At 68.8% G+C, this 25,441-nt stretch carries 21 protein-coding genes and 1 riboswitch; of the genes, 16 read left to right on the forward strand and 5 right to left on the reverse strand.

Annotated elements, in window-relative coordinates:
* Positions 1-4: 4 nt before the first annotated feature.
* Positions 5-1,906 carry a peptidylprolyl isomerase gene (locus tag MKK67_RS17055; RefSeq protein ID WP_243966364.1) on the reverse strand — a complete coding sequence of 634 codons (1,902 nt, stop codon included), beginning with the start codon at positions 1,904-1,906 and terminating at the stop codon, positions 5-7.
* A gap of 185 nt (positions 1,907-2,091) precedes the next feature.
* Between MKK67_RS17055 and tpiA the strand changes: the two genes are divergently transcribed.
* Positions 2,092-2,853 carry a triose-phosphate isomerase gene (gene tpiA / locus MKK67_RS17060; protein ID WP_243966365.1) on the forward strand — a complete coding sequence of 254 codons (762 nt, stop codon included), beginning with the start codon at positions 2,092-2,094 and terminating at the stop codon, positions 2,851-2,853.
* Between the two features lie 208 nt (positions 2,854-3,061).
* On the forward strand, positions 3,062-3,973 hold the full coding sequence (ppk2, locus tag MKK67_RS17065) for a polyphosphate kinase 2 (RefSeq protein ID WP_243966366.1): 912 nt from the start codon (positions 3,062-3,064) through the stop codon (positions 3,971-3,973).
* Positions 3,974-3,990: 17 nt separating this feature from the next.
* Here the strand turns inward: ppk2 and MKK67_RS17070 are convergent, their stop codons facing one another.
* Positions 3,991-4,449 carry a nuclear transport factor 2 family protein gene (locus tag MKK67_RS17070; protein WP_243966367.1) on the reverse strand — a complete coding sequence of 153 codons (459 nt, stop codon included), beginning with the start codon at positions 4,447-4,449 and terminating at the stop codon, positions 3,991-3,993.
* 262 nt (positions 4,450-4,711) lie between these two features.
* On the opposite strand from MKK67_RS17070, the gene secG reads away from it, so the two are divergent.
* The 6 genes from secG (at position 4,712) to MKK67_RS17100 (ending at position 11,538) form a co-directional block, all read left to right on the forward strand.
* Positions 4,712-5,113 carry a preprotein translocase subunit SecG gene (gene secG / locus MKK67_RS17075; protein WP_243966369.1) on the forward strand — a complete coding sequence of 134 codons (402 nt, stop codon included), beginning with the start codon at positions 4,712-4,714 and terminating at the stop codon, positions 5,111-5,113.
* Positions 5,114-5,362: 249 nt separating this feature from the next.
* Positions 5,363-6,991 (forward strand): CTP synthase, encoded by a 1,629-nt coding sequence (locus MKK67_RS17080; RefSeq protein ID WP_243966371.1) that lies wholly within the window; start codon positions 5,363-5,365, stop codon positions 6,989-6,991.
* A 66-nt stretch (positions 6,992-7,057) separates the two neighbouring features.
* Positions 7,058-7,510: a DNA polymerase III subunit chi gene (locus MKK67_RS17085; RefSeq protein WP_243966373.1), complete on the forward strand. Its 453-nt coding sequence runs from the start codon at positions 7,058-7,060 to the stop codon at positions 7,508-7,510.
* A gap of 2 nt (positions 7,511-7,512) precedes the next feature.
* Positions 7,513-9,102, forward strand: coding sequence for a S10 family peptidase (locus MKK67_RS17090; protein WP_243966437.1), 1,590 nt, complete (start codon positions 7,513-7,515; stop codon positions 9,100-9,102).
* Positions 9,103-9,861: 759 nt separating this feature from the next.
* A complete protein-coding gene (locus MKK67_RS17095) occupies positions 9,862-10,659 on the forward strand; it encodes a class I SAM-dependent methyltransferase (RefSeq protein ID WP_243966374.1) in 798 nt (265 codons plus the stop codon).
* Positions 10,660-10,695: 36 nt separating this feature from the next.
* Positions 10,696-11,538 carry a glycosyltransferase family 2 protein gene (locus tag MKK67_RS17100; protein WP_243966375.1) on the forward strand — a complete coding sequence of 281 codons (843 nt, stop codon included), beginning with the start codon at positions 10,696-10,698 and terminating at the stop codon, positions 11,536-11,538.
* Positions 11,539-11,783: 245 nt separating this feature from the next.
* Here MKK67_RS17100 and MKK67_RS17105 read toward each other — a convergent pair whose 3' ends face one another.
* The 3 genes from MKK67_RS17105 to MKK67_RS17115 all read right to left on the reverse strand — a co-directional run bounded on the left by MKK67_RS17105 (position 11,784) and on the right by MKK67_RS17115 (position 16,057).
* Positions 11,784-13,130, reverse strand: coding sequence for an MFS transporter (locus tag MKK67_RS17105; RefSeq protein WP_243966376.1), 1,347 nt, complete (start codon positions 13,128-13,130; stop codon positions 11,784-11,786).
* Between the two features lie 369 nt (positions 13,131-13,499).
* Positions 13,500-14,996 carry a discoidin domain-containing protein gene (locus MKK67_RS17110; RefSeq protein WP_243966377.1) on the reverse strand — a complete coding sequence of 499 codons (1,497 nt, stop codon included), beginning with the start codon at positions 14,994-14,996 and terminating at the stop codon, positions 13,500-13,502.
* 41 nt (positions 14,997-15,037) lie between these two features.
* A complete protein-coding gene (locus MKK67_RS17115; RefSeq protein WP_243966378.1) occupies positions 15,038-16,057 on the reverse strand; it encodes a DUF4424 domain-containing protein in 1,020 nt (339 codons plus the stop codon).
* A 237-nt stretch (positions 16,058-16,294) separates the two neighbouring features.
* Positions 16,295-16,490, forward strand: a riboswitch (cobalamin riboswitch).
* Positions 16,491-16,523: 33 nt separating this feature from the next.
* Here MKK67_RS17115 and MKK67_RS17120 point away from each other — a divergent pair.
* The 8 genes from MKK67_RS17120 to MKK67_RS17155 all read left to right on the forward strand — a co-directional run bounded on the left by MKK67_RS17120 (position 16,524) and on the right by MKK67_RS17155 (position 25,389).
* The gene (locus MKK67_RS17120) at positions 16,524-16,706 is read left to right on the forward strand and encodes a CbtB domain-containing protein (RefSeq protein ID WP_147854404.1); all 183 of its coding nucleotides are present in this window, start codon (positions 16,524-16,526) and stop codon (positions 16,704-16,706) included.
* A gap of 16 nt (positions 16,707-16,722) precedes the next feature.
* A complete protein-coding gene (locus tag MKK67_RS17125) occupies positions 16,723-17,457 on the forward strand; it encodes a CbtA family protein (RefSeq protein ID WP_243966379.1) in 735 nt (244 codons plus the stop codon).
* On the forward strand, positions 17,450-17,848 hold the full coding sequence (locus tag MKK67_RS17130) for a DUF1636 domain-containing protein (protein WP_243966381.1): 399 nt from the start codon (positions 17,450-17,452) through the stop codon (positions 17,846-17,848). Before MKK67_RS17125 ends, MKK67_RS17130 begins: the two co-directional genes overlap by 8 nt.
* Positions 17,845-18,879, forward strand: a complete 1,035-nt coding sequence (cobW, locus tag MKK67_RS17135) for a cobalamin biosynthesis protein CobW (protein ID WP_243966383.1) — start codon at positions 17,845-17,847, stop codon at positions 18,877-18,879. The genes MKK67_RS17130 and cobW overlap by 4 nt, the downstream gene beginning before the upstream one ends.
* A gap of 75 nt (positions 18,880-18,954) precedes the next feature.
* Complete coding sequence (gene cobN, locus MKK67_RS17140) at positions 18,955-22,503, forward strand: cobaltochelatase subunit CobN (protein ID WP_243966385.1); 3,549 nt, start codon at positions 18,955-18,957, stop codon at positions 22,501-22,503.
* The gene (cobG, locus tag MKK67_RS17145; RefSeq protein ID WP_243966386.1) at positions 22,500-23,933 is read left to right on the forward strand and encodes a precorrin-3B synthase; all 1,434 of its coding nucleotides are present in this window, start codon (positions 22,500-22,502) and stop codon (positions 23,931-23,933) included. The genes cobN and cobG overlap by 4 nt, the downstream gene beginning before the upstream one ends.
* The gene (locus tag MKK67_RS17150; RefSeq protein ID WP_243966387.1) at positions 23,930-24,610 is read left to right on the forward strand and encodes a precorrin-8X methylmutase; all 681 of its coding nucleotides are present in this window, start codon (positions 23,930-23,932) and stop codon (positions 24,608-24,610) included. The genes cobG and MKK67_RS17150 overlap by 4 nt, the downstream gene beginning before the upstream one ends.
* Positions 24,610-25,389 (forward strand): precorrin-2 C(20)-methyltransferase, encoded by a 780-nt coding sequence (locus MKK67_RS17155; protein ID WP_243966388.1) that lies wholly within the window; start codon positions 24,610-24,612, stop codon positions 25,387-25,389. The genes MKK67_RS17150 and MKK67_RS17155 overlap by 1 nt, the downstream gene beginning before the upstream one ends.
* Positions 25,390-25,441 lie beyond the last annotated feature (52 nt).

Here is a 25,441-nt window from a genome sequence, read left to right on the forward strand (position 1 = left end):
GCCGTCAATACTCTCCGCCGATGGCGCGGCGCAGGGCCGTCTGGTCGATCTTCACGCCGGCGTTCTTCTGGACCTCCGAGATGTACTGGGACAGCACGTCGTCGGCCAGCGCGGCCTGGAAGTTCTTGGTGATGGTCTTGTCGGCCTGGGTGTCGACCACGAAGGCCGGCATCGTCGCGCTGGTAACCTTGAACACCGCCCGCGAATCGCCCGCCGCCGCGGTTCCGGCTTTGCCGACCGCGGTCGCGAAGATCAGGTTCACGTCGTCGGCGGTGAGCATGTCCTTCGCCTGGTTGCGGGACAGGTCCTGCGCCTCCTGGGTGTTGACGCCGGCCTCCTGGGCGACCGCCTCGATGGTCGCGCCACCGTTGAGCTTCTCCACCAGCTCGCGGCCTTTGGCCTGAAGCCGCTTGGCGATCTCGGTGGCGGTCCAGCCGGCCTTCACGCCGTCCCGGACCTCGTCGAGGGGCTTGTCGTGGGCGGCGTCGATGCCGGTTACGTCGTACCAGACATAGCCGCCGGACTTGGTGCGCAACGGCTCGTTGTCGCCGCCGATCTCGGCGCGGAACAGGGCCGGCAGCGTGGTGTCCGGGTCGGGGATGTCGGCGACGCGCTGCCCGTCGGGGGCTTTGCCCTGGGGATCCACCGCCTTGACGGTCACGAGCTTGAGCCCGCGCTCGGAGGCGATGTCGGCCAGAGGCTTGGCGCCGGCGCGCTGGTCCTCGATGGCGTCGCGGGTGGTCTCCATGGCGTCGCGGGCACGGGTGAGCGCGAGGCTCTTGCGGATCTCGCCCTCGACCGCCTCGAACGGCTTGACGGTGCCGGGCTCGATCTTGGTCACGCGCAGCAGCACCGTGCCGAACCGGCCCTGGACCGGCTGGCTGACGCCGCCCTCGGGCAACGCGAAGGCGGCATCGGCCACGACCTTGTCGAACAACTCGGCCTTGGTCAGCGTGCCCAGCGTCAGGTCGGTGCCGCCGGTGCTGCGCTCTTCGGCGACGGCTTCAAACGTCTTCGAGCCGTCCTCGATCGCCTTGCGGGCGGCTTCCGCGGAAGCCGCGTCCGGGAACACGACCTGCTGGATCGTGCGCTTTTCCGGGCTGCCGTAGCGGCCCTTGTTCAGCTCGTAGGCGGCCTTGGCATCCGCGTCGGTGATCGCATCCGGCTTGGCCATCGCCTCCGGATCGACCACCAGCAGGGTGGCGGCGCGGAATTCCGGCGCCCGGAAGCCCGACTTGTTGGCCTCGTACCAGGTCTTCAGCTCGTCCTCGGTCGGGTCGGGGATCTGCCCGGCTACGGAGGGCGTCAGCATCAGGTAGGCGGCCGAGCGGCGCTCGGTGGAGTAGCGGTGGACCGCCTCGCGCATCGCCGCCGGCACGTGCAGGTCGGACGACACCGCCTCGGCCAGTTGCAGCCGGGCGATCACGGCGCGCTGCTCGCGCACGAATAGGCCCTCGTTCAGGCCGGCCCGCTGCAAGGTCTGGTAGAACAGCTGCGGCTCGAACTGGCCCTGGGCGTTCTGAAAGCTTTTTTCGTCGTGGATCGCCCGGATCACCGAGGCGTCCGGCACGCCGAGGCCGAGATCATGCGTCTTCTGGTCGAGGGCCGCCTCGGTGATCAGCTGCGACATCACCTGCCGGTCCAGGCCGAGCATCCGCGCCTGATCGGGGGTGAGCGCGCGCTTCAGCTGCACCTGATAGCGCTGCAGCTGATTCTGATAGGCCTGGCGCACCTGCTCGCCGGTGATCGGCGTGCTGCCCACGGTCGCGACGTTGTTGCTGGAGCCGCCGCGGAAGAACTCTTCCACGCCGAAGATGCCCACGCCCGCGATCAGCAGCGCGAAGATGATCGTCAAGACGATCTTGCCGAGCCAATGCTGGCTGGCGTTGCGGATGCCCTGAAGCATGATCTGTGATCGGATACCTTCGGCACCCGACCCGTCGCCGGGCCGATGCCATCCCTGAAAGGCGACCGCGATAGACCATTCGCGCCCGCAGGCAAAGGCTCAGCCTTTCGGACGGTTTGCGCGCCCAAGCTCGCTCTGGTAGGCCGCGCCGACCCCGGAAAACCGAGGCGAAGTGAGGGATAGGGATGACGCAGACGGGGCGGAAGCCGCTGGTCGCCGGCAACTGGAAGATGAACGGAACGCGGGCATCGATCCACGTGGTCGAGGCGATCCGCGACGGTCTCACGCCGGAGCTCGCCGCCCGCGTCGACGTGCTGATCTGCCCGCCCGCGACCTTGATCGGGTCCTGCGTGGCGGCCACCGCCGGGTCGCCGATCGCCATCGGCGGCCAGAACCTCCACGCCCGCCCGAGCGGCGCCTTCACCGGCTCGATCTCGGCCGAGATGCTGGCCGACCTCGGCGCCAAATACGTGATCGTCGGCCATTCCGAGCGCCGGGCCTACCACCACGAGACCGATGACGGCGTCCACGCCAAGGCGCTCGGCGCCCGCCGCGCCGGTCTGTGCGGCATCATCTGCGTCGGCGAGACCATCGAGGAGCGCGAGCAGGGCCGCGCCCTCGACATCGTTCGCGCCCAGCTCGCCATCGGCCTCCCGAAGGGCGCCAAAGCGGCCGACACGGTGATCGCCTACGAGCCGGTCTGGGCGATCGGCTCCGGCCGCACCCCGACGCCGCGCGACATCGCCGAGGTCCACGCATCCTTACGGGAGATGCTCGACAAGCTCGTCGGCGACGAGGCCCACCGGATCCGCATCCTCTATGGCGGCTCGGTGAAGCCCAGCAACGCCCGCGAGCTGATGGCGGTGGAGAATGTCGACGGCGCCCTGGTCGGCGGCGCGAGCCTCGTGGCCGAGGATTTTCTGGGGATCTGCGCCGCTTACGCCTGAGGGTTTGAGCGCGGCCCTGGAATGACAGGGTGCTGTATCCGCGAGCGGCCACGGCGCCGGTCGAAGATTAGCTTCGAGCAGCCGCCCAATTCCAAAGACGGAGAATTGCCGGAGGGCGATTGCACCACGCATGAGGCTTCAGGGGTTCTCGGAGCTGTCACATGATCCTGCTTTAGAGTCGTGACGACATCCGACCCAGAAGCCTGCCATGACCATCGACTACGACCGCGCCGACCCCACGATGGTGGACATGATCCGCCGCGAGATCCTCGACAGCTACGACGAGGAGATGGAACTCGGATTCGAGGACGACCGCCTCGACAGCCTCGAAGGCGGAACCGAATCCGTCCAGGACCGCAGGCGCTACTTCCGCGAGCTCCTGCGCCTCCAGCACGAGCTGGTCCGGCTCCAGGACTGGGTGCAACACAGCAAGCTGCGCGTCGTCGTCCTGTTCGAGGGGCGCGATTCGGCCGGCAAGGGCGGCGTGATCAAGCGGATCACCCAGCGCCTCAACCCACGCGTCTGCCGCGTCGTGGCCCTGCCCGCGCCGAGCGAGCGCGAGCGCACGCAATGGTACTTCCAGCGCTACGTCACCCACCTGCCCGCCGGCGGCGAGATCGTGCTGTTCGACCGCTCTTGGTACAACCGCGCCGGCGTCGAGCGCGTCATGGGCTTCTGCTCCGAAGCCGACGTGGAGGAGTTCTTCCGGTCCGTGCCCGAGTTCGAGCGCATGCTCGTGCGCTCGGGCATCATCCTGTTGAAATACTGGTTCTCGATCACCGACGAGGAGCAGGCGCTGCGCTTCAACATGCGCATCACCGACCCGCTGAAGCAGTGGAAGCTCTCGCCGATGGATGTCGAATCCCGCCGCCGCTGGGAGGACTACACCCGCGCCAAGGAGGACATGCTGGCGCGCACCCACATCCCCGAGGCGCCCTGGTGGGTGGTCGAGGCCGTGGACAAGAAGCGCGCCCGACTCAACTGCATCAGCCACCTGCTCGAGCAGATCCCCTACCAGGACGTCGAGCATCCGCCGGTTCACCTGCCCGAGCGGGTGCGCCATGCCGATTACATCCGCACGCCGACCCCGCCGGAGATGCTCGTTCCCACGCGCTACTGAGCCGCGTTTGCGGCGCGTCAGAGCTTGAACGCCTGGCGCGCCATCAGCCGCCAGCGTCCGCCGTCGCGGTGCCAGACCTGCAATACGCCGATATGGACCGGGGATGTCTTGCCACCCGCGACGGTTTCGCCGGTGAAGACGTGGCGGACGATCGCGTCGTCGCCGATCACCGAGGTCGAGCGGTCCGACAGGGTGATGCTCGGGAACTTAGAACGGCCGCTGGTCAGGGCCTCGATGAACGCTGCCTTGTCCTGCACCACGCCGCTGGAATGGCCGTAGCTCAGGCCGTCGAGGGTCAGGGCGTCGAGGGCGGTGCCGTCCGCCGCGAGCAGCGCCTTGGTCAGGTTGTCGACCGCCGCCTCGACTTCGGTGCCCTGGGCGGACTCGCCCGGACCGGCAGCGACGGCGGCCCTCGCTGGCGTCAGGATCGGCGCGGCTGCAACGATGGCGAGCGCCGAACGGCGTGAGATGGTCATGGCGGGCCTCCCGGGCGGGGCGGCGCGTTTGGTGAGCCGCCCTTCCCTACCGACAGAGCACGGCGCGCAGCCGGGCGCGAGGGGTGCCGGGAACAGTGGGCGGCCGATCGTCAAGTTGGCGGTGGCCGGCGAGTGGTGTATGGCCGGCGCAGATTTGTGACCGGCGCACCAAGTCGAACGCTTGGCACCTGTCGCCGGGCGCCCGCCGCCGGACCGGCCTCTCGGGCCGGCGCGCGAAGCCGAACGAGATTCCGGAACACCGATGCAGACCGTCCTGATCGTCGTCCACCTCATCATCGTGCTGGCGCTGATCGGCGTCGTGCTGCTGCAGCGCTCCGAGGGTGGCCTCGGGCTCGGCGGTGGCGGCGGCGGTGGCGTCGCCGGCTTCATGACCGGCCGCGGCCAGGCCAACGCGCTGACCCGCGCCACGGCGATCCTGGCCGCCCTGTTCTTCGCCACCAGCATGCTGCTCGCCGTGCTGTCGCACCGCACCGCCGCACCGAAATCGATCCTCGATACCGGCGCGTCGACCCCCGCCGGCCAGCCGGCCAAGCAGCCCACCGGCGCCGATAACCTGCTCGACACCCTGCGCCAGCAGCAGGACCGGGCGCCCGCCACCGCCCCGGCCCAGCCCGCCGTGCCCGAGGCGCCGCAGTCGCGCTGACGATTCGCGAGTCGATGACGGGCGCGCATAGCTGATGCGGGCATCCAGGGTCTGCGCCGAACGCGCGTGACATCCGGGCCGGGGGGCCGCAAGAGGGCCGGCGGCGGGTGAGCGCGGAGACGACGAGTCGGCTCGGCTTTGGTCCGCCCTGGCAGGCCGTTCCCCGCGCCCGCCCGATCCCCAAACATTTCATCGCCGGCTAGCTTGCCGTTTGGCAAATGCCAGCACCTTCTTTATGGACCGAGGCCCATGACGCGGTACGTTTTCATCACCGGCGGCGTGGTTTCCTCTCTCGGTAAGGGACTCGCCTCTGCGGCGCTTGCCGCCGTGCTCCAGGCCCGGGGCTACCGGGTCCGGATGCGTAAGCTCGACCCCTACCTGAACGTCGACCCGGGCACGATGAGCCCGACCCAGCACGGCGAGGTCTTCGTCACCGACGACGGGGCCGAGACCGACCTGGATCTCGGCCATTACGAGCGCTTCACCGGCGTGCCGGCGAGCCGGGCCGACAACATCACCACCGGCCGGATCTACCAGGACATCATCGCCAAGGAGCGGCGGGGCGACTATCTCGGCGCCACGATCCAGGTGATCCCGCACGTCACCAACGCGATCAAGGACTTCGTCCTCGACGGCAACGACACGTTCGACTTCGTCCTCGTCGAGATCGGCGGCACGGTCGGCGACATCGAGGGGCTGCCGTTCTTCGAGGCGATCCGCCAGCTCGGCCAGGAGCTACCGCGCGGCAGCTGCGCTTACGTCCACCTGACGCTGCTGCCCTACATCCCGTCCGCCGGCGAATTGAAGACCAAGCCGACCCAGCACTCCGTGAAGGAGCTGCGCTCGATCGGCATCCAGCCCGACATCCTGCTCTGCCGCTGCGACCGCCCGATCCCCGTCGAGGAGCGGCGCAAGCTCGCCCTGTTCTGCAATGTCCGCGAGAGCGCGGTGATCGAGGCGCTCGACGTGGCCTCGATCTACGAGGTGCCGCTCTCCTACCGGAAGGCCGGGCTCGACCGCGAGGTGCTCGGCCATTTCGGGCTGGAGCACGGCGAGGAGCCGGATCTCGGCCGCTGGACCACCATCTCCGACCGGGTGCGCAACCCCGAGGGCGAGGTCTCCATCGCCATCGTGGGCAAGTACACGGGGCTGAAGGACGCCTACAAGTCGCTGACCGAGGCGCTGATCCACGGCGGCATCAGCCATCGGGTGAAGGTCAACCTCGAATGGATCGAGGCCGAGGTGTTCGAGCGCGAGGATCCCGCGCCGTTCCTCGAAGGCCTGAACGGCATCCTGGTACCCGGCGGCTTCGGCCAGCGTGGCGCCGAGGGCAAGATCCGCGCGGCCCGCTACGCCCGCGAGAAGCGCATCCCCTATCTCGGCATCTGCTTCGGCATGCAGATGGCGGTGATCGAGGCCGCGCGCTCGCTGGCCGGCGTGCCGGATGCCAACTCCACCGAGTTCGGCGAGACCTCCGAGCCGGTGGTCGGCCTGCTGACCGAGTGGCTGCGCGGCAACGAGTTGGAGCGCCGCGCCGCCGTCGGCGATCTCGGCGGCACGATGCGGCTCGGCGCCTACGACGCGCAGCTCGACCCCAATTCGAAGATCGCCCAGATCTATGGCTCGGAGCGGATCTCCGAGCGCCATCGCCACCGCTACGAGGTCAACATGGCCTATCGCGAGCGGCTGGAGGCCAAGGGCTTGCGCTTCTCCGGGCTCTCGCCGGACGGGCTCCTGCCCGAGACCGTGGAGCATGTCGGGCACCCGTGGTTCATCGGCGTGCAGTTCCACCCGGAACTGAAGTCGCGCCCGTTCGAGCCGCACCCGCTGTTCAAGGGTTTCGTCGGCGCGGCGATCGAGCAGAGCCGGTTAGTCTAAAACAACGAAGCCGCGGCTGCGCGCCGCTGCTCGCTCCCCGGGCCATAACCCTATATCGGTCGGATCGTGACCGAGATCCTGTTCTACCACATGCAGCGCCAGCCCCTGGAGAAGGTGCTGCCGAACCTCGTCGAGCGCTCGCTCGGCCGGGGCTGGCAAGCCGCGATCCAGGCGGCCTCCGAGGAGCGGCTTCAGGCCCTCGACGACCACCTCTGGACCTATTCCGACGAGAGCTTTTTGCCCCACGGCACCGACCGCGATCCCGATGCGGCCGGCCAGCCGGTGGTGCTGACGCTCCGCGACGTGAACCCCAACACCGCCTCGATCCGGTTCCTGGTCGAGGGTGCCGACCTGCCGCCCGATGCAGAGAGCTACGAGCGGATCTGCATCCTGTTCGACGGGACCGACCAGGATGCCCTGCTGCGCGCCCGCGAGCAGTGGCGCCAGGCCAAGGAGGCGGGTCATGCCGTCGCCTACTGGCAGCAGGACGATTCGGGCCGCTGGAACAAGAAGGCTTGACCGTGCTCCTCAGCAAGCGTCTCGCGCAGGCCGCGCTCGCCCTCACCCTCGCGGCGGCGCCGCTGCCGCTTTGGGCGCAGGATACTCACCATTCTGGTCCGCAAGCGGAGGCCAAGCCGGCACCGCGCGGTCCGGAGGGGCGGCGTCTCCCGCCGGATTCGACCACCCGGCAAAGCATCAAGCTTCCGGACGGACGGACGCTCGACTTCACCGCCACGGCCGGCAGCCTGCCGCTGGTCGACGAGGCCGGGAAGCTCCAGGCCGAGATCGCCTATGTCGCCTACACGATGGCCCCGGAGGCCGGCCGAGAGCGGCCCGTCACCTTCGCGGTCAATGGCGGCCCCGGCGCGGCCTCGGCCTACCTGAACATCGGCGCGATCGGACCCTGGCGGCTGCCCACCGGCGGCGACAGCATCAGCCCGTCGCAGCCCGTTGCGCTCACGCCCAACGACGGCACCTGGCTCGACTTCACCGACCTGGTCTTCATCGATCCCGTCGGCACCGGCTACAGCCGGGCCAGCGACGGCAACGGCAAGACCTATTGGAGCATCGACAGCGATGCCTCGACGCTGGCGGCGGTCATCGCCCGCTACCTGCGGGTCAACGAGCGGATGGCGAGCCCGAAATTCTATGTCGGCGAGAGCTATGGCGGCTTCCGTGGGCCGCTGATCACCGAGAAGCTGCAGGAAGAAATCGGGATCGGGCTCTCCGGGATGGTGCTTCTCTCGCCGGTGCTCGATTTCGGCTGGCTGGAGACGCCGCGGGCGAACCCGTGGGGCTACGTGCTGAAGCTGCCCTCCCTGGCCGCCGGCGCCCTGGAACGGGCCGGCACCGTCCCGACCCCAGCGCTGCTTAGCGAGGCCGAGGCCTACGCGGCGGGTCCCTATCTCGCCGACCTGCTCAAGGGCCCCGGCGATACCGCCGCCGTCGCGCGGATGACCGACAAGGTCGCGCCGCTCACCGGCCTCGACCCGGCTATCGTCCGCGCGCAGGCCGCAAGGCTCTCCACCCGCAGCGTCCAGCGGGAGGTCGACCGGGCGGAAGGCCGCGTCACCAGCGCGTACGACACCGGCATCACCGGCTGGGACCCGAACCCGGACGCCGCGCAGGCGAGCTTCGAGGATCCGCAGCTCACCGCGCTCCAGGCGCCGCTGACCAGTGCGATGCTCGATCTCTACGCGCGCACCCTGAAATGGACGGTGCCGAACCTGCGCTACGAGCTCCTGAGCAACGCGGTGAACCGCGGCTGGAGCTGGGGCTCCGGCCGGCAGGCTCCCGAGGTGCTCTCGAACCTGAAGGGCGTGCTGGCCCTCGACGGCCGGCTCCGCGTGCTGGTCGCCCACGGCTTCACCGATCTGGTGACACCCTACTACGCTTCGAAGCTGCTGCTGGCCCAGGTGCCGGCCTACGGCGCCGGGCGACTCAGTCTCGCGGTCTATCCCGGGGGGCACATGTTCTATTCGCGCTCGGATTCCCGGGCCGCGTTCAAGCGGGATGTCCAGAAGCTCTACCAGGATGCCCTGACGGCGCGCGATGCCGGCCCGACCCCCGCGGCCGGAGCCCCGGCCGAACGCCTCAAGGACACGCCCTGACTCCGAGACAGTCCGAGCAGAACGGGTCTTGAGCCCTGGTCGCGACGTTCAGTGCGGAGGCTGGCACGTGTGGCCGCTGAACCCTGAACCGGAAGCACACCCCTTCATGCGCCGCCCCGACAGAAGGGCGCCTGGCGACCGATCGACGACAGAGGCCCGCTGACCAGTATCGTGATCGATATCTTGGCTGCGCTGGGCCTGGTCGCCCCCCGTTGCGACGGGACAAGCTCCACGCCGGCGAGGAACACGATGCCGAGCCTCACGGGCAGCGGTGGCGCGCTCGTGGAAACGTATCCCGCATCGTCCGGATGAGCATCGACGGCGACGAGAAGCCCGGCCGCGACCGCGCTGGCTCCTGAATCCCTCGGCACGCTCGGGAAGAGGGCACGCAAGCTCGATTCGACCGCGTCCACCCGATTTCGGTACACCGGCTCGACATCTGCGACGCGTCCACGCGATGCGGCACAGGTCTCAACGCCTTCGATCAGGCCGGATGACTCTCTCGGCCGCTCGTCGCATCAAACCGCGCCTACGTTTAACTTGTATCTACTTGAGCGGTGAGGGCTACTATATACCATTCGGCACCCAAACAGCAGTTCAGATCGTAATACGTCGGAAATTTTTACACAATTCTCACACGATTTTCGATGAGGCACGCGCACACAGCTGTTGTTATCCGTATTGAAGATCAGCCCACAAGCCGTGTAGGAGTTCGACACCCAACTCAGCGTAAGTCACGGTCCGAAAGGGTGAGCTGACGTGGTTGATCAATCCCAAAGTATTCGCTCTCCGAGCTATGAAAAGCCTTGGCTGAGCGCGGAGCATGATAAGCGTTACTGGTATCATTCCATGTCATTCCCCGACGGCGAGGCCGTGCGAGGAAGCTGGACGATCGAAAATTTTGATCAGTATATTGGCGGATATGATTTAAACGGGAAAACTGTTCTTGATGTCGGTACTGCTTCCGGCTTCCTCGCGTTCAACGCCGAGCGATCCGGTGCTGTTGTAACTGGCTTTGATGCTGCGACGACTCATGAATTCCGGCATTTCCCGTTCGCATCGTCTTTGTCGTACAAAGACATCATAACCTCACGAGACGTATGGGAGCGCAAAAACCTTATTCCGATCAAGAATTCTTGGTGGTATGCTTGGCAAAAATTCAATAGTCAGTCCAAATGCGTCTATGCGCCGATGGCTGAGCTGTACGAGTGGCCGGAGCAGATGTTCGATGTCGTGATGGCTGGCGCTATCGTCGAGCACCTGTCAGATCCCGTCTACGCCATTGGTGCCTGGGCTCGGCTCGCCAAGGAAGCGGTCCTGATCCCGTTCACCAACGTTCTACCGCTGGATGATCTGGTCATCCACCCGATCACGAATCTCGACAATCCGAATATCTTCTACGTGTGGTGGCACCTCTCGCGCGGTCTTTACACGAAAATATTCGACAATCTCGGCTTCGATATAGCGTTCACGCAGGCGCATGCACTCCATAACGACGATGCATCCGGCCCCCAGCTCGCCACCCGACCCTCGATCATAGCCACGCGCCGCCGCTAAGCCCTGCGGGATTCGAGACGCGGTGGGGGGACTGCAATGGATAAGAAACCGCTCGCCGTCGTAACGATGGCCTACAACGAGACGGTCCTTCTGCCGGTCTGGCTGAGACATTACGAGCGTCAAGTTGGGTTGGAGCATTGCTACGTCATCGACCACGGGTCCGATGACGGTTCGACCCGGAACATCGGTGCGAATGTCATACGCCTGCCACGCACGCCCATGGACGAAGATGCCCGTGCGACGACCGTGCGGGATTTCTGCTCAGCGTTATTCCTGGGATACAAGCGTGTGCTCTACACGGATGCGGACGAGTTGGTTGTTCCGGATCCAGGCGTATCCCCGTCGCTAAATTATTGTGCCGCTACGCAGAACCTGCCTCACGTTCTGACCTTGTTCGGGGTCGACGTCGTACACGTCGCTGAAGAGAAGCATATCGACCTCAGCCGACCCATTTCACATCAGCGTCAATTTGCACGTCCCATATCCACGCTCTGTAAACCGACCCTGATAGCGGGGCGAACGGATTGGATGCATGGGTTTCATTGCATAACTGGCGATCATCGTCCGAATTTCGGTGACATTTTTTTATTTCATGTTGCGCATTGTGATATCGACATCCTTTACGAACGACAGAAAAAGAGAAACGCGGCCGCGCCGATCGGGATACCGCATTCCCATCACACCATAACACCGGATGTGTTTGCCGATCATATGCGCTCCGAGGTGGCGCTCCTTCCGCGACGCGATGTTCAGATGCGACGGGGCGAGCCGCATTTTGAGAACACCAAGCTGAGATTCTCGGACGCCATCGAACGGAAAGATTGGTCCGTGGAGCCCGATCTCTGGCGCATCCCGGCACGCTTTGCCGGCGCTTTCTGAATTCGAGCTTGGCACCCCGGCACAGGCTCACATGGCGACACGGCCGGTCTTCGAGCAGGGTTTACGCCGGCTCGCCGCAAACCGCCCCGGCGGTCACGGACGGTCCGATGAAAGCGTATCCGCGACCGGCGCTTTATCGTTCGGCAGGCGGACACGCATCTCTCACGTCGGATGCGCGGGTGTTCGGCGCAATGAAGTCCGCCCCGCGCCGGCGCGTGCGGTGGCCGTCTGCCGGGCGGACGCGGCTACGTGATGGGCTCCCCTGTTCGATCCTGCATCGTCAGGACCGCGGCAAGGGAGATCGCCGAGAGCAAGGCGACGTAGAGACCCGGCCCCGTCGTGAATTTCAGGTGATGAACGATCCAGGTAGCCGCCATCGGGGCCGTCCCGCCGACCAGCGCCATGGAGGCGTTGAAGCTGATCGCCAGCGCCGTGCAGCGTGTGCGGTGCCGGAACATCTCCACGAACGCGATCGGGATCACCGAGGCATATCCGGCGACCAACACCGCGAAGATGATCTGGCACACGACGATCAGGACGACCTGTCCGCCGGCCATAAGCGCGAACAGGGGCCATGACAGGAGGGTGAGGCCTGCCCCGGTCAGGATCAGAACCCGCTTGCGTCCGATGCGGTCCGAGAGGGCACCCGCGATCGGAATGCAGACGGCCTGCGTGACCATCGCGAGCGTGTTGATCAGGAACGCGGTGTGCTGCGGAATGCCCACTACGGTGTGCAGGTAGGTCACGAGGTAGACGAACACGACATAGAAGGCGCAGGCGATGCCGAGATTCATGGCGAACGCGCGCGCCATGGCCGGTCCGTCGATCGCGATCGCCGCGCGCAACGGTGACCGATGATCCGCCAAGGCGGGATCGGATCCGAGCGCCTCGTCGATGTGCCGGTCGTCCATGTGCCGCCGCAGCACGACGATGAAGGCGCCCAGAGCAATCCCGGCGAGGAACGGCAGGCGCCAGCCCCAGGCGTCAACCTCCTCGGGTGTGAGCAGGCCGGTGACGAGAGCACCGGCGATCGATCCGAGCAGGATCCCGCCGGCCGCGCCAATGCAGGCGAGGCTGCCGGTCAGGCCGCGGCGGCCCGGCTCGGCGGTCTCGGACAGGAAGACCGCCGATGAGGTGTATTCACCGCCCACCGAGAGGCCTTGCCCGAGCCGCAGCAGTACCAGCAGGATTGGAGCGAGCAGTCCCGCGGAGGCGTGGGTGGGCAGGCACCCCATCGCGAAGGTCGAAACCGTCATCAATCCCGCCGAAAACAGGAGAGCCGACCTGCGACCGTAGCGATCCCCGATATGGTCGAACACGACGCCCCCAATCGGGCGCATGAAGAACGCCGCGGCGAAGACCGCGAAGGCCGAGAGCAGCGATGTCGCCGGGCTGTCCGACGGGAAGAAGTTCCGGCCGATGACGGCGCTGAAATAGCCGTAGGTCGCGAAGTCGTACCATTCGAGCATGTTGCCGATGGCACCGGCGATGACGGATCGACTTCGTAGCGACGGAGCCGGCGCCACGCTCATCTCGGCGCCCATGCGGCCGGCCACGGGAGACGGCGCACCGCCAAGAGGGGCGAGTTTCATGAACGGATAGCCTGTCGCCTATATCAGTCATGAAGGCTATATAAAGAGACAAAATTCGGCAATAGGATTGATTAGGCGTGAGAGTCACCTGCCAATAAATTGAATATGTATGGACTACGATCTGTAAGGTCCACTGTGGCTCGGCGGCGGCTCGCTCGCGGGGGGACAACCAGCGTCCAGGCGTTCCCGGCTCGCGGCGCCAGAGCGTTCCCAGGAGACCCGGCAGATCACACGCGCAACGCCTGATGCTTCGTCACGCTCGCTGAGCGGCCGCCTAACTGGTCTTCTGCCTGGAAACCTCCCTCGGCAGACGTCCTGCGGGCCTTGGGCGCTCCACTCAAAAGCCGGCAATGAACTTCGGGGGGATGCTCAGGCCACGTCGTCGAATGCCAGAGCCTCGGCCGGATAATCGATCATCATGCGGCGCTGCGCGTCGGTGTTCTGCCACTCGCCGACCTTGATGTAGCGCTCTTCGAGGTCGCGGACCTCGATCACCTTGTCGATGGTCGGGATCCCTCGAAAGATCTGCGGCCAATTGGACGCGAAGTAGAACACCTGCTCGACCCGCTCGGACAGGTGGCAGATCCCCGGACCGAAGGTCCCGAGGCCGAACACGAGGTAGCGACCGTTCACCAGCGCCGCGACGTCGGCGATCAGGGATTCGCTCTGCGTCTCCACCGGCAGGCCGAGGCGGCTTGCATAGGCCTCGACCTCGGCGATCACCGGGTTCAGCCGGTTCTCGAAGACCAATTTTACCGAGCGGATCCGGCCCTCGCCGAGCAGCCGGTCGATGACCATGCGGTAGAAGGCGAAGGGCGGCTGCGGATAGTGAGGGTCGACCCAAGTACTGAAGATGTCGCCCGAGCGGATATGGATCAGGAGCTGGTCGTCGGGCTTGGCCGGGAACGTCGCCGGAAGGCCGTTGAACAGGGGGCGGATCATGCCCTGGATGATCGCCCGCGAATCCGGCGGCTCGTCGAGGCTCACCTGCCGCTGGAACTGCGTCGGATCGAAGAACAGGCCCGACAGGAAATAGCCGTCCGTCGGAAGCGGCTCGTCCGGTGGCAGGAAGGTGACGCCGTCGCGAGTGAGCCGCTCGGTCAGGAAGATGACTTTGCTGCGGTCGAATTTTGGGACCGCCACGTATTTCAGGTTCAGCGCCTTCGCGACCGAGAGCGCAATGATGTACTGGATCAGGCAATTGCCGAACGCGCCGTTCTGGAACGTCGACACGCCCACGAGCGCTCGGCTCGTGCGTCCGGGGCTGCTCTCCAGGCTGTAGGAAGTGAAGGCATTAGCGCCGGGCTTCTCGTTCAGGAGCGTCACGTCGAGATTCAGCATCGCCCGCAAGGCGATCAGGTCGAAGGCGGCCTCCTCGCACCGGATCTGGATCGCGGCATCCGTTATCGATGTCGGCACCGCGACGCGCACGAACCGCGTCCAGGCGCGCTCGTCGGCTTCGATGACGACCGTGATGGTGCCCGCCTCGACTTGGTGGGATGCGATGCCGGGCGCGGACCAGGACGCGCCGTCCTGCGAGAACAGGATCGGGCCGCGGTCTATGGCCGAACCGCCCTCCCCGCCCGCGGCCAGGACGACGGACTGGACCGGGAAGCGGCCGCCCAGATCGATCTCCAGCCAGGTCGTGTCCGCGTCCACGACGGTCTGCAGGACACGGCCGGCGGCGAGATCGACGAGGGCGGGGTTCGGGGCGTCTGCCGGGGCCATCGTGTCTCCGAAGCGGTCTGGACCGATCGCGCCGAGGACGCGGCCGGACGGCGCGCCCGGCGGTGCCCGCTTCGAGACCGGCCCGTCAAGCCCGCCAGCGCGCAACGAGCCCGGGATCGCGTCCGGGACCGAACTCACGATGCTCCCGCGGCGCGGGCCGTCGGCCCAGGACCGACGCGTCAACCCTTCGTCGTCTTCAAGAACAGGATGTCGATGTCGCGCTGCGGGACGTAGTCCTTCACGACGATCTCGAAGGTGGTCGGGCCGATCTTCTTCGCTGTGCCGCCGCAGTACGAGACCAGGGTCGCCGGATCGCCCTTGTCGACAACCAGCTTGAACAGGCCGATCGGCCCGACCCCGTTGTTCCCGGGCGTGATCACGTACGACAGGGACTGCTCGTAGGCCTGGAACGCCCGGCTGCCGTCGGCACTCGCTCGCCGGTACAGGGCCTGGGCCGCCCGCTCGAAGGCTGGGTCGGTGCAGTACCGGGTCGCGTAGTGCGCCTTTTGTAACGGGTCGAGGTTCGGCGCGCCGTAGGACAGGCTCGAGAGACCACCGAGGCTCGGCACGTAGCTCTGATGGACCGCGATCTCCCGGCCGGTCGGGAAGACCTGCCGGCGCCAGAACTTCGACTTCAGCGTCCAGAGCGGGGCATCCGTGATCGTCCCGTCCTTGTGCTCCTGCCGCTCGAGGATGCCGGCCGCGATGAGGTCGCGGCGCTGCCTCTCCCCGAGCCGGCGCAGCGCGACCTCCGTCGCCTCGACGGTCGGAACCAGCGGAATCCCCAGCGTCCTCAGCCGATCGGTGATCGCGACGGGGGGGGTGTCGCTCCGCATCAGGATAGCGTGCTGCTCGACCTGCCAGTCGACGGGCCGGCCGTCGACCGCGGTCTCGAACTTGAGGAAGTTGTCCTTCGCCGGATCGGGAATCGAGACCAGCGTCGTGGAATCACCGGCGATGTCGGGCATCGGAAACGCGAGCGTGGTCTCGATGTCGGCATCGGTCAGGTTGCGGAACCGATAGTCGATCCGCACGGCCTTCTCCGAGAGGTACAGGTCCTCCGCCGCGAGGGCGATCCCGTCGGTCTTCTCCAGAACGAGACCGCCGGCCGCGAGCGCGACGCTGCCGTCGTCGGCCCGGACCGGGAAAGACGCCGCCGCCAGGATGGCGAAGGCCAGCGACACACTACGCATCGACATCACGCTCGAAGAGTTGAGAATCAGCGGCCTGCCCCACCGGGGCCGTCCGCATCGGCCGTTACACGCAGGCGGTCGCGATGGCCAAGCCTCGGAGGCGGAGGCGGCGGGACCTTGGCGTCCATCGCCCGAAAGCGTTCGAACCGTCACGGCAACTGCCCGACCCGCATATTCACGCCGTGCCCAAAAGAGTCGGAAACGATTCCGCCGCGCCTCCGTTGTGCGAGAGCTGTCATGCGTCTACAACGATGGCGTGACGGTGCCCCGGCGACGGGGTGAAAAGGGAATGCGGTGAGGGGTGTGAGCCCCGAATCCGCGGCTGCCCCCGCAACTGTGAGCGGCGAGCGCCTGCCAGGAAGCCACCGGAGTGATCCGGGAAGGCGGCAGGCGCGCCGAGCCGCGAGCCAGGAGACCTGCCGTCGCGATGAGATCCCGCAATGCCGCCGGTGGGGCGGCTGGAGACATGTTGATGACCACCTCGACCCTCGCCCCCGTCGCCACCGGCACCCGCGCCGGCGAGCGCCCGGTTGCCGTCGCGCTTGCGGCCTTCCTGGGCCTGGGCCTGCTGTTCATGGCGGGCTTCTCGCCGGCGATCGCGCTGCACAACGCCGCGCACGATTTCCGGCACACCCAGAACTTCCCCTGTCACTGACGCCCCTGGCGCAGGGATGATCATCCGGCTTCTGTCGGCGGCCCTAGCCGCCGGCTTCCTCGCGGCCGTCGTCGTGACGGGCCTCGAGTTGACGCTGACCTCGCCGCTGATCGTTGCGGCCGAGCGCTACGAGACCCACCAGACACATCAGGCCCAGCGCGGTCTCCCGATCGTGCTGGCGCATGCCGGGCACGATCATGCCGCGCCGGATTCCGCGCCCGAGTGGCAGCCCGGCGAGGGCCTGCCCCGCATGGCCTTCACAGCCCTGGCGACGCTCGTGGGCGCCGTCGGCTACGCCTTGCTCCTGGGCGCAGCGATCCTGGCCTGCGGGCGCGAGCCGACCCGGCAGGTCGGCGTCGCCTTCGCGATCGCGGGCTTCGCCAGCGTCGCCCTGGCTCCGGGCCTGGGTTTGCCGCCGGAACTGCCGGGCAGCGAAGCGGCACCGCTTGCGACCCGACAGGCTTGGTGGGTGATGACCGCCGCCGCCACCGGCATGGGCCTGTACCTGATCACGATCCGGCGCTCGTTGATCGCGATCCTGGGTGGGCTGGTGCTGATCGTGGCGCCGCACGTGGCCGGCGCCCCGCAGGCGCCGGAGGCGGCCTCCGAGCTGCCCGCGGCGCTCGCGGCGCAGTTCGCGGCGCGGTCCCTGGCGATCAGCTTCGTCTTCTGGATGCTGATCGGCCTCGGCTTCGGCTGGGCCTGGCAGGCCTTCGCCCGGGGCACGGCGCGCGGGACGGTCCATGCCTGAGACCGTGCTGTACGTCTGCACGACCTGCCGCCGCCCGGGCGACGATCCGGACGGCCCCCGGGCCGGTGCGCGCCTGCTGGACGCCCTGCGCGCGGGTAATGCGGCCCCGGATCTGCGGATCGAAGGGGTCGAGTGCCTGTCGGTGTGCAAGCGGCCCTGCTCGGTGGCGGTCGCCTCCGCGAACCGCTGGACCTACGTCTACGGTGACATGGACCCGGTCGAGTCCGCCGCGATTATCCTGGACGGCCTTGCGGCCTACGCGGCGACCCAGGACGGCATCGTGCCGTGGCGGGAGCGGCCCGCCGCCTTCAAGACCGGTGTGATCGCCCGGATCCCGCCCTTTCCCGATCCCCGCCCGCTTCCGGCCGGCACCTTGGAGGCTGCGGAATGACCATCGTGACCAAGATCCCCTGCACCATCGTCACCGGCTTCCTCGGCGCGGGGAAGACGACGCTGGTCCGCCACATCGTCGAGAACGCCAAGGGCCGCCGCCTGGCGATCCTGGTCAACGAGTTCGGCGATGTCGGCTTCGACAAGTCGTTCCTGGCCGCCTGCGGCGTCGAGGGCTGCACCGAGGAGTCCATCGTCGAGCTGCCGAACGGCTGCATCTGCTGCACCGTGGCCGACGATTTCGTCCCGGCGCTGGAGACGCTGCTCGGCCGCGCCGAGCCGCCGGAGCACATCCTGATCGAGACTTCCGGCCTCGCTTTGCCGAAACCGCTGGTCCAGGCGTTCCAGTGGCCGGCGATCCGCTCGCGGGTCACCGTGGACGGGGTCGTGGCCGTGGTGGATGGGCCGGCCGTGGCCGCGGGCGCCTTCGCCGAGGATCCCGAGGCTTTGGCCGCCCAGCGCGCCGCCGATACGGCTGTCGATCACGACAATCCGCTGGAAGAGGTGTTCGAGGACCAGCTCCTCTGCGCCGACCTTGTGGCGCTCAACAAGTCCGACCTGCTCGATGCCGAGACCCGGGCGCGGGTGCGCGCCGAGGTCGAGGGGCATCTGCCCCGGGCCGTGAAGGTGGTCGAGACTGCGAACGGCGCGATCGATCCGCTGGTTCTGCTCGGGCTCGGGGCCGCGGCCGAGGACGATCTGGACGCGCGTCCCTCGCATCACGGCGACGGCGAGGACCACGACCACGACGATTTCGAGACCGTCGCCCTGCCGGTCCGCCCGGCGGTGACGGCCGGCGACCTCGCGGCCCGGGTCGAGAAGGCCGCCGAGGCCGCGGGCGTGCTACGGATCAAGGGCTTCGCCGAGGTGGAGGGCAAGGCCATGCGCCTCGTGGTGCAGGGCGTCGGCCGGCGCGTCGCCCACCATTTCGACCGGCCCTGGCGGGCGGGCGAGAACCGGGACGGGCGCCTCGTCGTGATCGGCCTGAAGGGGTTCGACCAGGACGCCGTAGCCGCGGCGCTGGCGGGATGAAGTCGGTCGCGCGTGTTTTCGCCTCGGTGAGACGTTCCGCGCGCGCCCGCTCCGGCGCAGCCTAGGAGGCGCGCCATGCATCTCGTCCGCATCGATACGGTCTCCCTCGACGAGGGCGAGGCCGCCGTGGATCTCGGGCAGGAGCCCGGCGATCTCGTCGTGCTCTCGTTCACCGACAGCGACCTCGCGGGCATCGGGCAGGCCCAGGCCGCAGAGCCGGGGCTGCCGAGTCTGAGGCTCGCCAAGCTCGCCAAGCTCCGGCACCCGATGTCGGTCGATCTCTATGTCGAGCGCGTGGTGGCTCGCGCGAAGCTCGTGGTGATCCGCTGCCTCGGCGGCCTGGATTACTGGCGCTACGGGATCGAGCGCTGTGCTGCCGCGGCGCGGGCGCACGGGGTCGTTCTGGCGGTGCTGCCGGGCGATGACCGGCCGGACCCGCGGCTGGCCGGCTTCTCCACCGACCCGGATTTCGCACAGCAGCTCGATGCGTATTTCCGCGCCGGCGGCCCGGAGAATCTGCGGCGGATGCTGCGGCTGCTCGCCGCCCGGATCGGCGCGGGTGGAACCGTCGAGCCGCCGCAGCCGCTGCCGCGGGGCTTTCCGTGGTGTCCCGGTTGCGGCGTGCTTGCGCTGGATACGGCGATCCAAGCCGCCGAGACGGCGGTGCCGCTCTCAGACCCGCGCGTCACCGCCACCCCGCTTGCCCTGCTCCTGGTCTACCGCTCCGCGGTGCTCGGCGGCGATACCGCGCCGTTCGTCGCCCTTGCTGCGGCTCTGCGCGCCCGCGGCATCGGCGTGCTGCCGATGGCGGTGTCGAGCCTCAAGGAGCCGGAGGCTGCCAGGGCCGTCGCCGAGGCCGTGCGGGCGCGAAAGCCGGATCTCGTGATCGCCGCCACCGCCTTCTCGGCGCGGGAGGACGGGATCGATTTCGTCCTCGACGGCGCGGATTGTCCGGTGCTCCAGGCCTTCACGGTCGGCGCCCCCCGGGCGGCCTGGGAGGCCTCGGCCCGGGGCCTCGGAGCGGCCGACCTCGCCATGCAGATCGCCCTGCCGGAATTCGACGGCCGGCTCTCTGGCTTCCCGATCTCGTTCAAGGAAGAGGCCCCGGAGGTCGCCGGCTTCGCCGAGCGCCGGGCCGTCCCCTATCCCGACGGCATCAAAGCCCTGGCCGAGCGGGCGGCGGGCTGGCTGCGTCTGGCCGCCCTCCCCCGGGCCGAGCGGCGGGTGGCCGTCGTCCTGTCCGATTATCCCGCCCGCGGCGGCCGGGCCGGCTTCGCGGTCGGCCTCGACACGCCCGAGAGCGCCCGCGCGATTTTTTCCGATCTTGCCGCGTCGGGTTACGCGACCGGCCTGCTGCCCGAACCGGCCGTGCTGATGCCGGCGCTCACCGAGGGCGAGGCGGGGTTCGCGGTACCGCTGGCGGATTATATGGCTTGGCTCGCCGGATTGCCGGCGGGCGCCCGCGATGCGCTTACCGATTCATGGGGTGACCCGGCCGCCGACCCGACCTGCCGCAACGGCATGTTCCGGTTTCGGATGGCCACGGCCGATGCCGCGCCCCCTCCGCTCTCTGCGGACGCCCGAATTCACACATCCCCGGATGAGGCGCGGGTCCCCTCTCCCGTGCGGGAGAGGGACAGGGTGAGGGATGCGACGTCTCCGGAAAGACCTGGTCCCTCACCCCAACCCTCTCCCGAACGGGAGAGGGGGAATGTCGCGTTACCAGCGGGCCGAGGTGTGAACGCCGAAGCTGTTGCGGCTGGTGCGGGTAAACTCACCCTCTTCCTCCAACCGGACCGCGGTCGCGATCCCGACCGCAAGACCAGCTACCACGACCCGGAGCGCGTCCCGACCCACGCCTACCTGGCGTTCCACCTCGGGCTGCGCCGCCGGTTCGACGCGCTGGTGCAGCTCGGCACGCACGGCACCACCGAGTGGCTGCCCGGCAAGGCGGTGGCGCTGTCGCCGGGCTGCTTCCCGGCGCTGTGCGTCGGCGGCCTGCCGGTGATCTACCCGTTCATCGTCGACGATCCCGGCGAGGCCGCTCCGCTCAAGCGCCGGCTGGGCGGGATCGCCCTCGGGCACCTCACCCCCGACACGCAGCTCCACGCTCTGTCACCGGAGGCCGCACGCCTGCGCGAGCTGGTGGAGGAGTATTCCGCCGCCAGCGTGCTCGATCCGCGCCGGGCCGGTCTCATCGCCAGCGCGATCCTGGAGGATGCGGACGCCGCCGGCCTGCTCGACGGCGCCGGCATCGGCCCGGACACGCCCATGGAGGAGGCGCTGACCCGCCTCGACGCCCATCTCTGCGACCTCGGCGAGACCACGTTCCGCGACGGGCTGCACGTCTTCGGCCGTGCCCCCGACGATGCATCCGAGCCAGTCCTGGCGAGTGCCGCCGGCGAGCGGGCTGGCCTTTCGGCGGCCCTGGACGGGCGCTTCGTGCCGCCGGGGCCCGCGGGCTCGCCGTCGCGCGGCCGCGCCGACGTGTTGCCGACCGGGCGCAACCTCGCCACCCTCGACCCGCGGGCGATCCCGAGCCGCGCCGCGGCCCTCCTCGGCGAGAAGGCCGCCGCCTCCGTGGTGACCCGCTATCTCCAGGACGAGGGCGAATATCCGGCCCGGATCGTCATGGATCTCTGGGCCTCCCCGACCCTGCGCACCGGCGGCGAGGACGTCGCCCACGCGCTGGCGCTGATGGGCGTGCGGCCGGTCTGGGACCATGCCAGCACCCGGGTCACCGGCTTCGAGGTTTTGCCGCTCGCTATGCTCGACCGGCCGCGCATCGACGTGACACTCCGCGTCTCGGGCGCGTTCCGCGACACCTTCCCGGACACGCTGGCGCTGCTCGACCGCGCTGCCCGGGCGGTGGCCGAGCGGGAGGAGGAAGATTCCGAAAATCCCCTGGCTGCCGCCCGGCGCCGGGGCGAGACCACCGCCCGGGTCTACGGCGCGGCCCCGGGCCGCTACGGCGCCGGCACCGCCGCCACCGCCCTCGACGGGGCCTGGGATAATCGGGCCGATCTCGGCCGGGCCTATCTGGCGGCGAGCAGCCACGCCTACGGCGACCGGGAGGGGCCGGACGCGGCATTCGGGGACCGGGTCGCGGCGGCGGACGCCTATCTGCACGCCTTCGACGTGGCCGAGCGCGACCTGTTCGACGGCGACGCCGCGGTGGACGCCATGGGCGGTTTCGCGGCCGCGGCCACGCTGCAGGGCGCCAGCCCCGCCCTGTACAGCCTCGACGTTTCGGTTCCCGAGCGCCCCAAGACCCGCACCGCCCGGGAGGACGCCGCCCGGCTGATCGGCGGGCGCCTGGCCGATCCCCGCTGGATCGCGGCCCAGCTCCGCCACGGCTACCGGGGCGCGCAGGAGCTGGCCCAGGGGCTCGACGCCGTGTTCGTCCTCGCCGCGGCGAGCGACGCCGTGACCGATGCGGGCTTCGACCGGCTCTACGCCGCCTGGATCGCCGACCCCGACGTGTTCGACCGGCTGCGCGCCGCCAACTCCGCCGCCACCCGCGCGATCCTCGAGCGGTTCGACGAGGCCCGCGACCGCGGCCTGTGGCACAGCCGGCGCAACGCGCTGCTGGCCGACGCGCTGATGCCGGAGGCGGCCGAATGAGCGTCGCCGCCCATCGCCGCACGCTGCCCGATGCCCCCGCCCGTCGGGGCTGGTGCCCCGGGCTCAGCCGCCCGATGCCGACCGGGGACGGCCTGCTCGCGCGGGTGCATCCGCCCCTCGGAATCCTGACCTTGCCGCAGGCCCGCGCGGTGGCCGAGAGCGCGCGCCGCTTCGGCAACGGCCATCTCGACCTCACCGCCCGGGCCAACCTCCAGATTCGGGGCGTCACCGAGGCGACGCGCGCGCCGCTCGCCCGCCTGCTGGAGGCCGCCGGCCTCGGCGACAGGCGCGCCGATGGCGGCCCGCAGCGGCTGACGCTGACCAGCCCGCTCGCCGGCCATGATCCGGCCGAAACGTTCGACGTGCTGGCCCTCGCGCGTGCGGTGGAGGCGGCGGGGCTCGCCGTGGCGGGGCTGCCGGCCAAGACCCTAGTGGTGGTCGAAGGGCGCCTGGGTGCGGAGGTGCCGGAGGCCGACGCGTACCTGTTTCCACATGTCTCCGGGGACATCCGGATCGCGGTCGCCGTAGAGCAGGGCTTTCACGATCTCGCCACCTGCGCTGCGGAGGAGGCGCAGGCCGCGATAGCGGCACTGCTGCAGGCCTTCGCCCGGACCGGATTGCGGCGGATGCGCGATCTGTCGCCCGATGACTTCAGCGCACTGGACAATGCCGTTCGGGTCGAAATCCAGACGCAGGTCCCCTCTCCCGTGCGGGAGAGGGACAGGGTGAGGGATGCGACCTCTCCGGACAAACCTGACCCCTCACCCCAACCCTCTCCCGCACGGGAGAGGGGGCACGGTGGCGTCTCTCGATGGGCAGTGCCCTCCTCGCCGCGGGCCGGTGTCGAATGGTTGGCGCCAAGGCAGCGCATCCTCACCGTAGATGCGCCGTTCGGTCGCTGCACAGCCGATGCCCTCGACCACCTCGTGGACCTTGCCGCCCGCCTCGGTGCCGAGGAGATCCGCCTGTCCCCGGCGCGCGGCTTCGTTTTGCTGCCGCTTCAGGACCCGTCCGCGGCAGATCTGACGGCCCTGGCCCGAAACTTCATCGTCGCAGCGGAGGATCCTCGGCGCAGCGTCGCCGCCTGCACGGGCGCGCCGGCCTGCGCCTCCGGATCGACGCCGACGCTCAACGATGCCGCGCTTCTTGCGGAGATGTTCGCACCGTTCGGCTTGGAGGGGCGGTCCGCCCACGTCTCCGGCTGCGCTAAGGGCTGCGCCCGGCCGGGCCCGGCGGACCTCACACTTGTCGGCCGGGACGGCCTCTATGGTGCCGTCGTCGGTGGTGCCCCCGGCGATGAGCCGGCGATACACCTCCCTATCGAGGCGGTGCTGGAGCGGTTAGGAAGGGCCAAGACAATCGGGCTCGCCGCCGCCTTCGCGCCGGATCGCGCCTGGACTGATATCGGGAGGACCAAGAGACCGGCATGAGCGCGAGCCAGAATGCCCTGCGCCAGGCAGGTTCGGAGCCGGAGGCCACCTCTCGCTACGATTATATCCGCGATGGCGCCGCGATCTACGCGCGCTCCTTCGCGATGATCCGGGCCGAGGCCGACCTCGCGCGCTGGTCGGGGGCGGCCGAGCGCGTGGTCGTCCGGATGATTCACGCCTGCGGCATGACCGACCTGCCCGCCGATGTGGAGATGTCGAAAGGCTTCGCCGAGGCCGGCGTCGCGGCGCTCCAGGCCGGCGCCCCGATCCTGTGTGACGTCCGGATGGTCGCCGACGGCGTCACCCGTGCGCGGCTGCCCGCGAACAACGCGGTCGTCTGCACCCTCGGCGACCCGCGCGTGCCGGATCTCGCCAAGAGCCTCGGTACCACCCGCTCCGCCGCCGCCATGGAGCTGTGGCGCGAGCACCTGCCGGGCAGCATCGTGGCGGTGGGCAACGCCCCGACCGCCCTGTTCCGCCTGCTCGAATTGCTCGATGCCGGCGTGCCGCCCCCGGCCGCGGTGATCGGCATCCCGGTGGGCTTCGTCGGCGCCGCCGAGTCGAAGGAGGCCCTCGCCCGGGACGGCCGCGTCCCGTTCGTCGTCGTCCACGGCCGGCGGGGCGGCAGCGCCATGACCGCGGCGGCGGTCAACGCGCTCGCCAGCGAGGTCGAGTGATGGACGGGTTCGAGCGGGTCGAGGCGCCTGTCGAGGATAGTCCCACCGCTTCCGTGACCGGCACCCTCTACGGGGTCGGCATGGGACCGGGCGACCCGGAGCTGCTCACCGTAAAAGCGCAGCGCATCCTGATGCGCGCGCCGGTGCTGGTGCATTTCTGCAAGCGCGGCCGGCGCGGCAATGCCCGCACCATCGCGGACGCGATCCTGCGCGACCCCGCCCGCGAAATGCCGCTCGCCTATCCCTACACCACCGAGATCCACCCGGAGCACCCGGACTACGTGGCGGCGCTTGCGGGTTTCTACGACGACGCGGCCGGGCAGCTCGCCGACCATCTCGGCGCGGGCCGCGACGTCGCGATCCTGTCGGAGGGCGACCCGTTCTTCTACGGCTCGTTCATGCACCTGTGGCGGCGCCTGAAGGACCGCTTCCCCGTGGAGGTGGTGCCGGGCGTCACCGGCATGTCCGGCTGCTGGACCCGGGCCGGCACGCCGATCACCTGGGGCGACGACATCCTGACAATCCTGCCGGCGACGCTGCCGCTCGACGCGCTCACCGAGCGCTTACGCGGCACCGACGCCGCCGTACTGATGAAGCTCGGCCGGCATCTGCCGAAGGTCCGGGCGGCGCTCACCGCCGCCGGGCTGATCGAGCGGGCGGTCTATGTCGAGCGCGGCACCATGGCGGGCGAGCGCGTGGTGATGCTCGCCGACAAGGCGGACGACGACGCCCCCTATTTCTCCATGGTGCTCCTGCCCGGCGAGGGGCGGCGGCCGTGACTGGAAGACCGCATATCTGTCCTTGGCCTGTGATGCTGACGGGCATTACAGT

Origin of the sequence: Methylobacterium sp. J-072 (assembly GCF_022829425.1) — a bacterium.
In the GTDB taxonomy this organism is placed as follows: domain Bacteria; phylum Pseudomonadota; class Alphaproteobacteria; order Rhizobiales; family Beijerinckiaceae; genus Methylobacterium.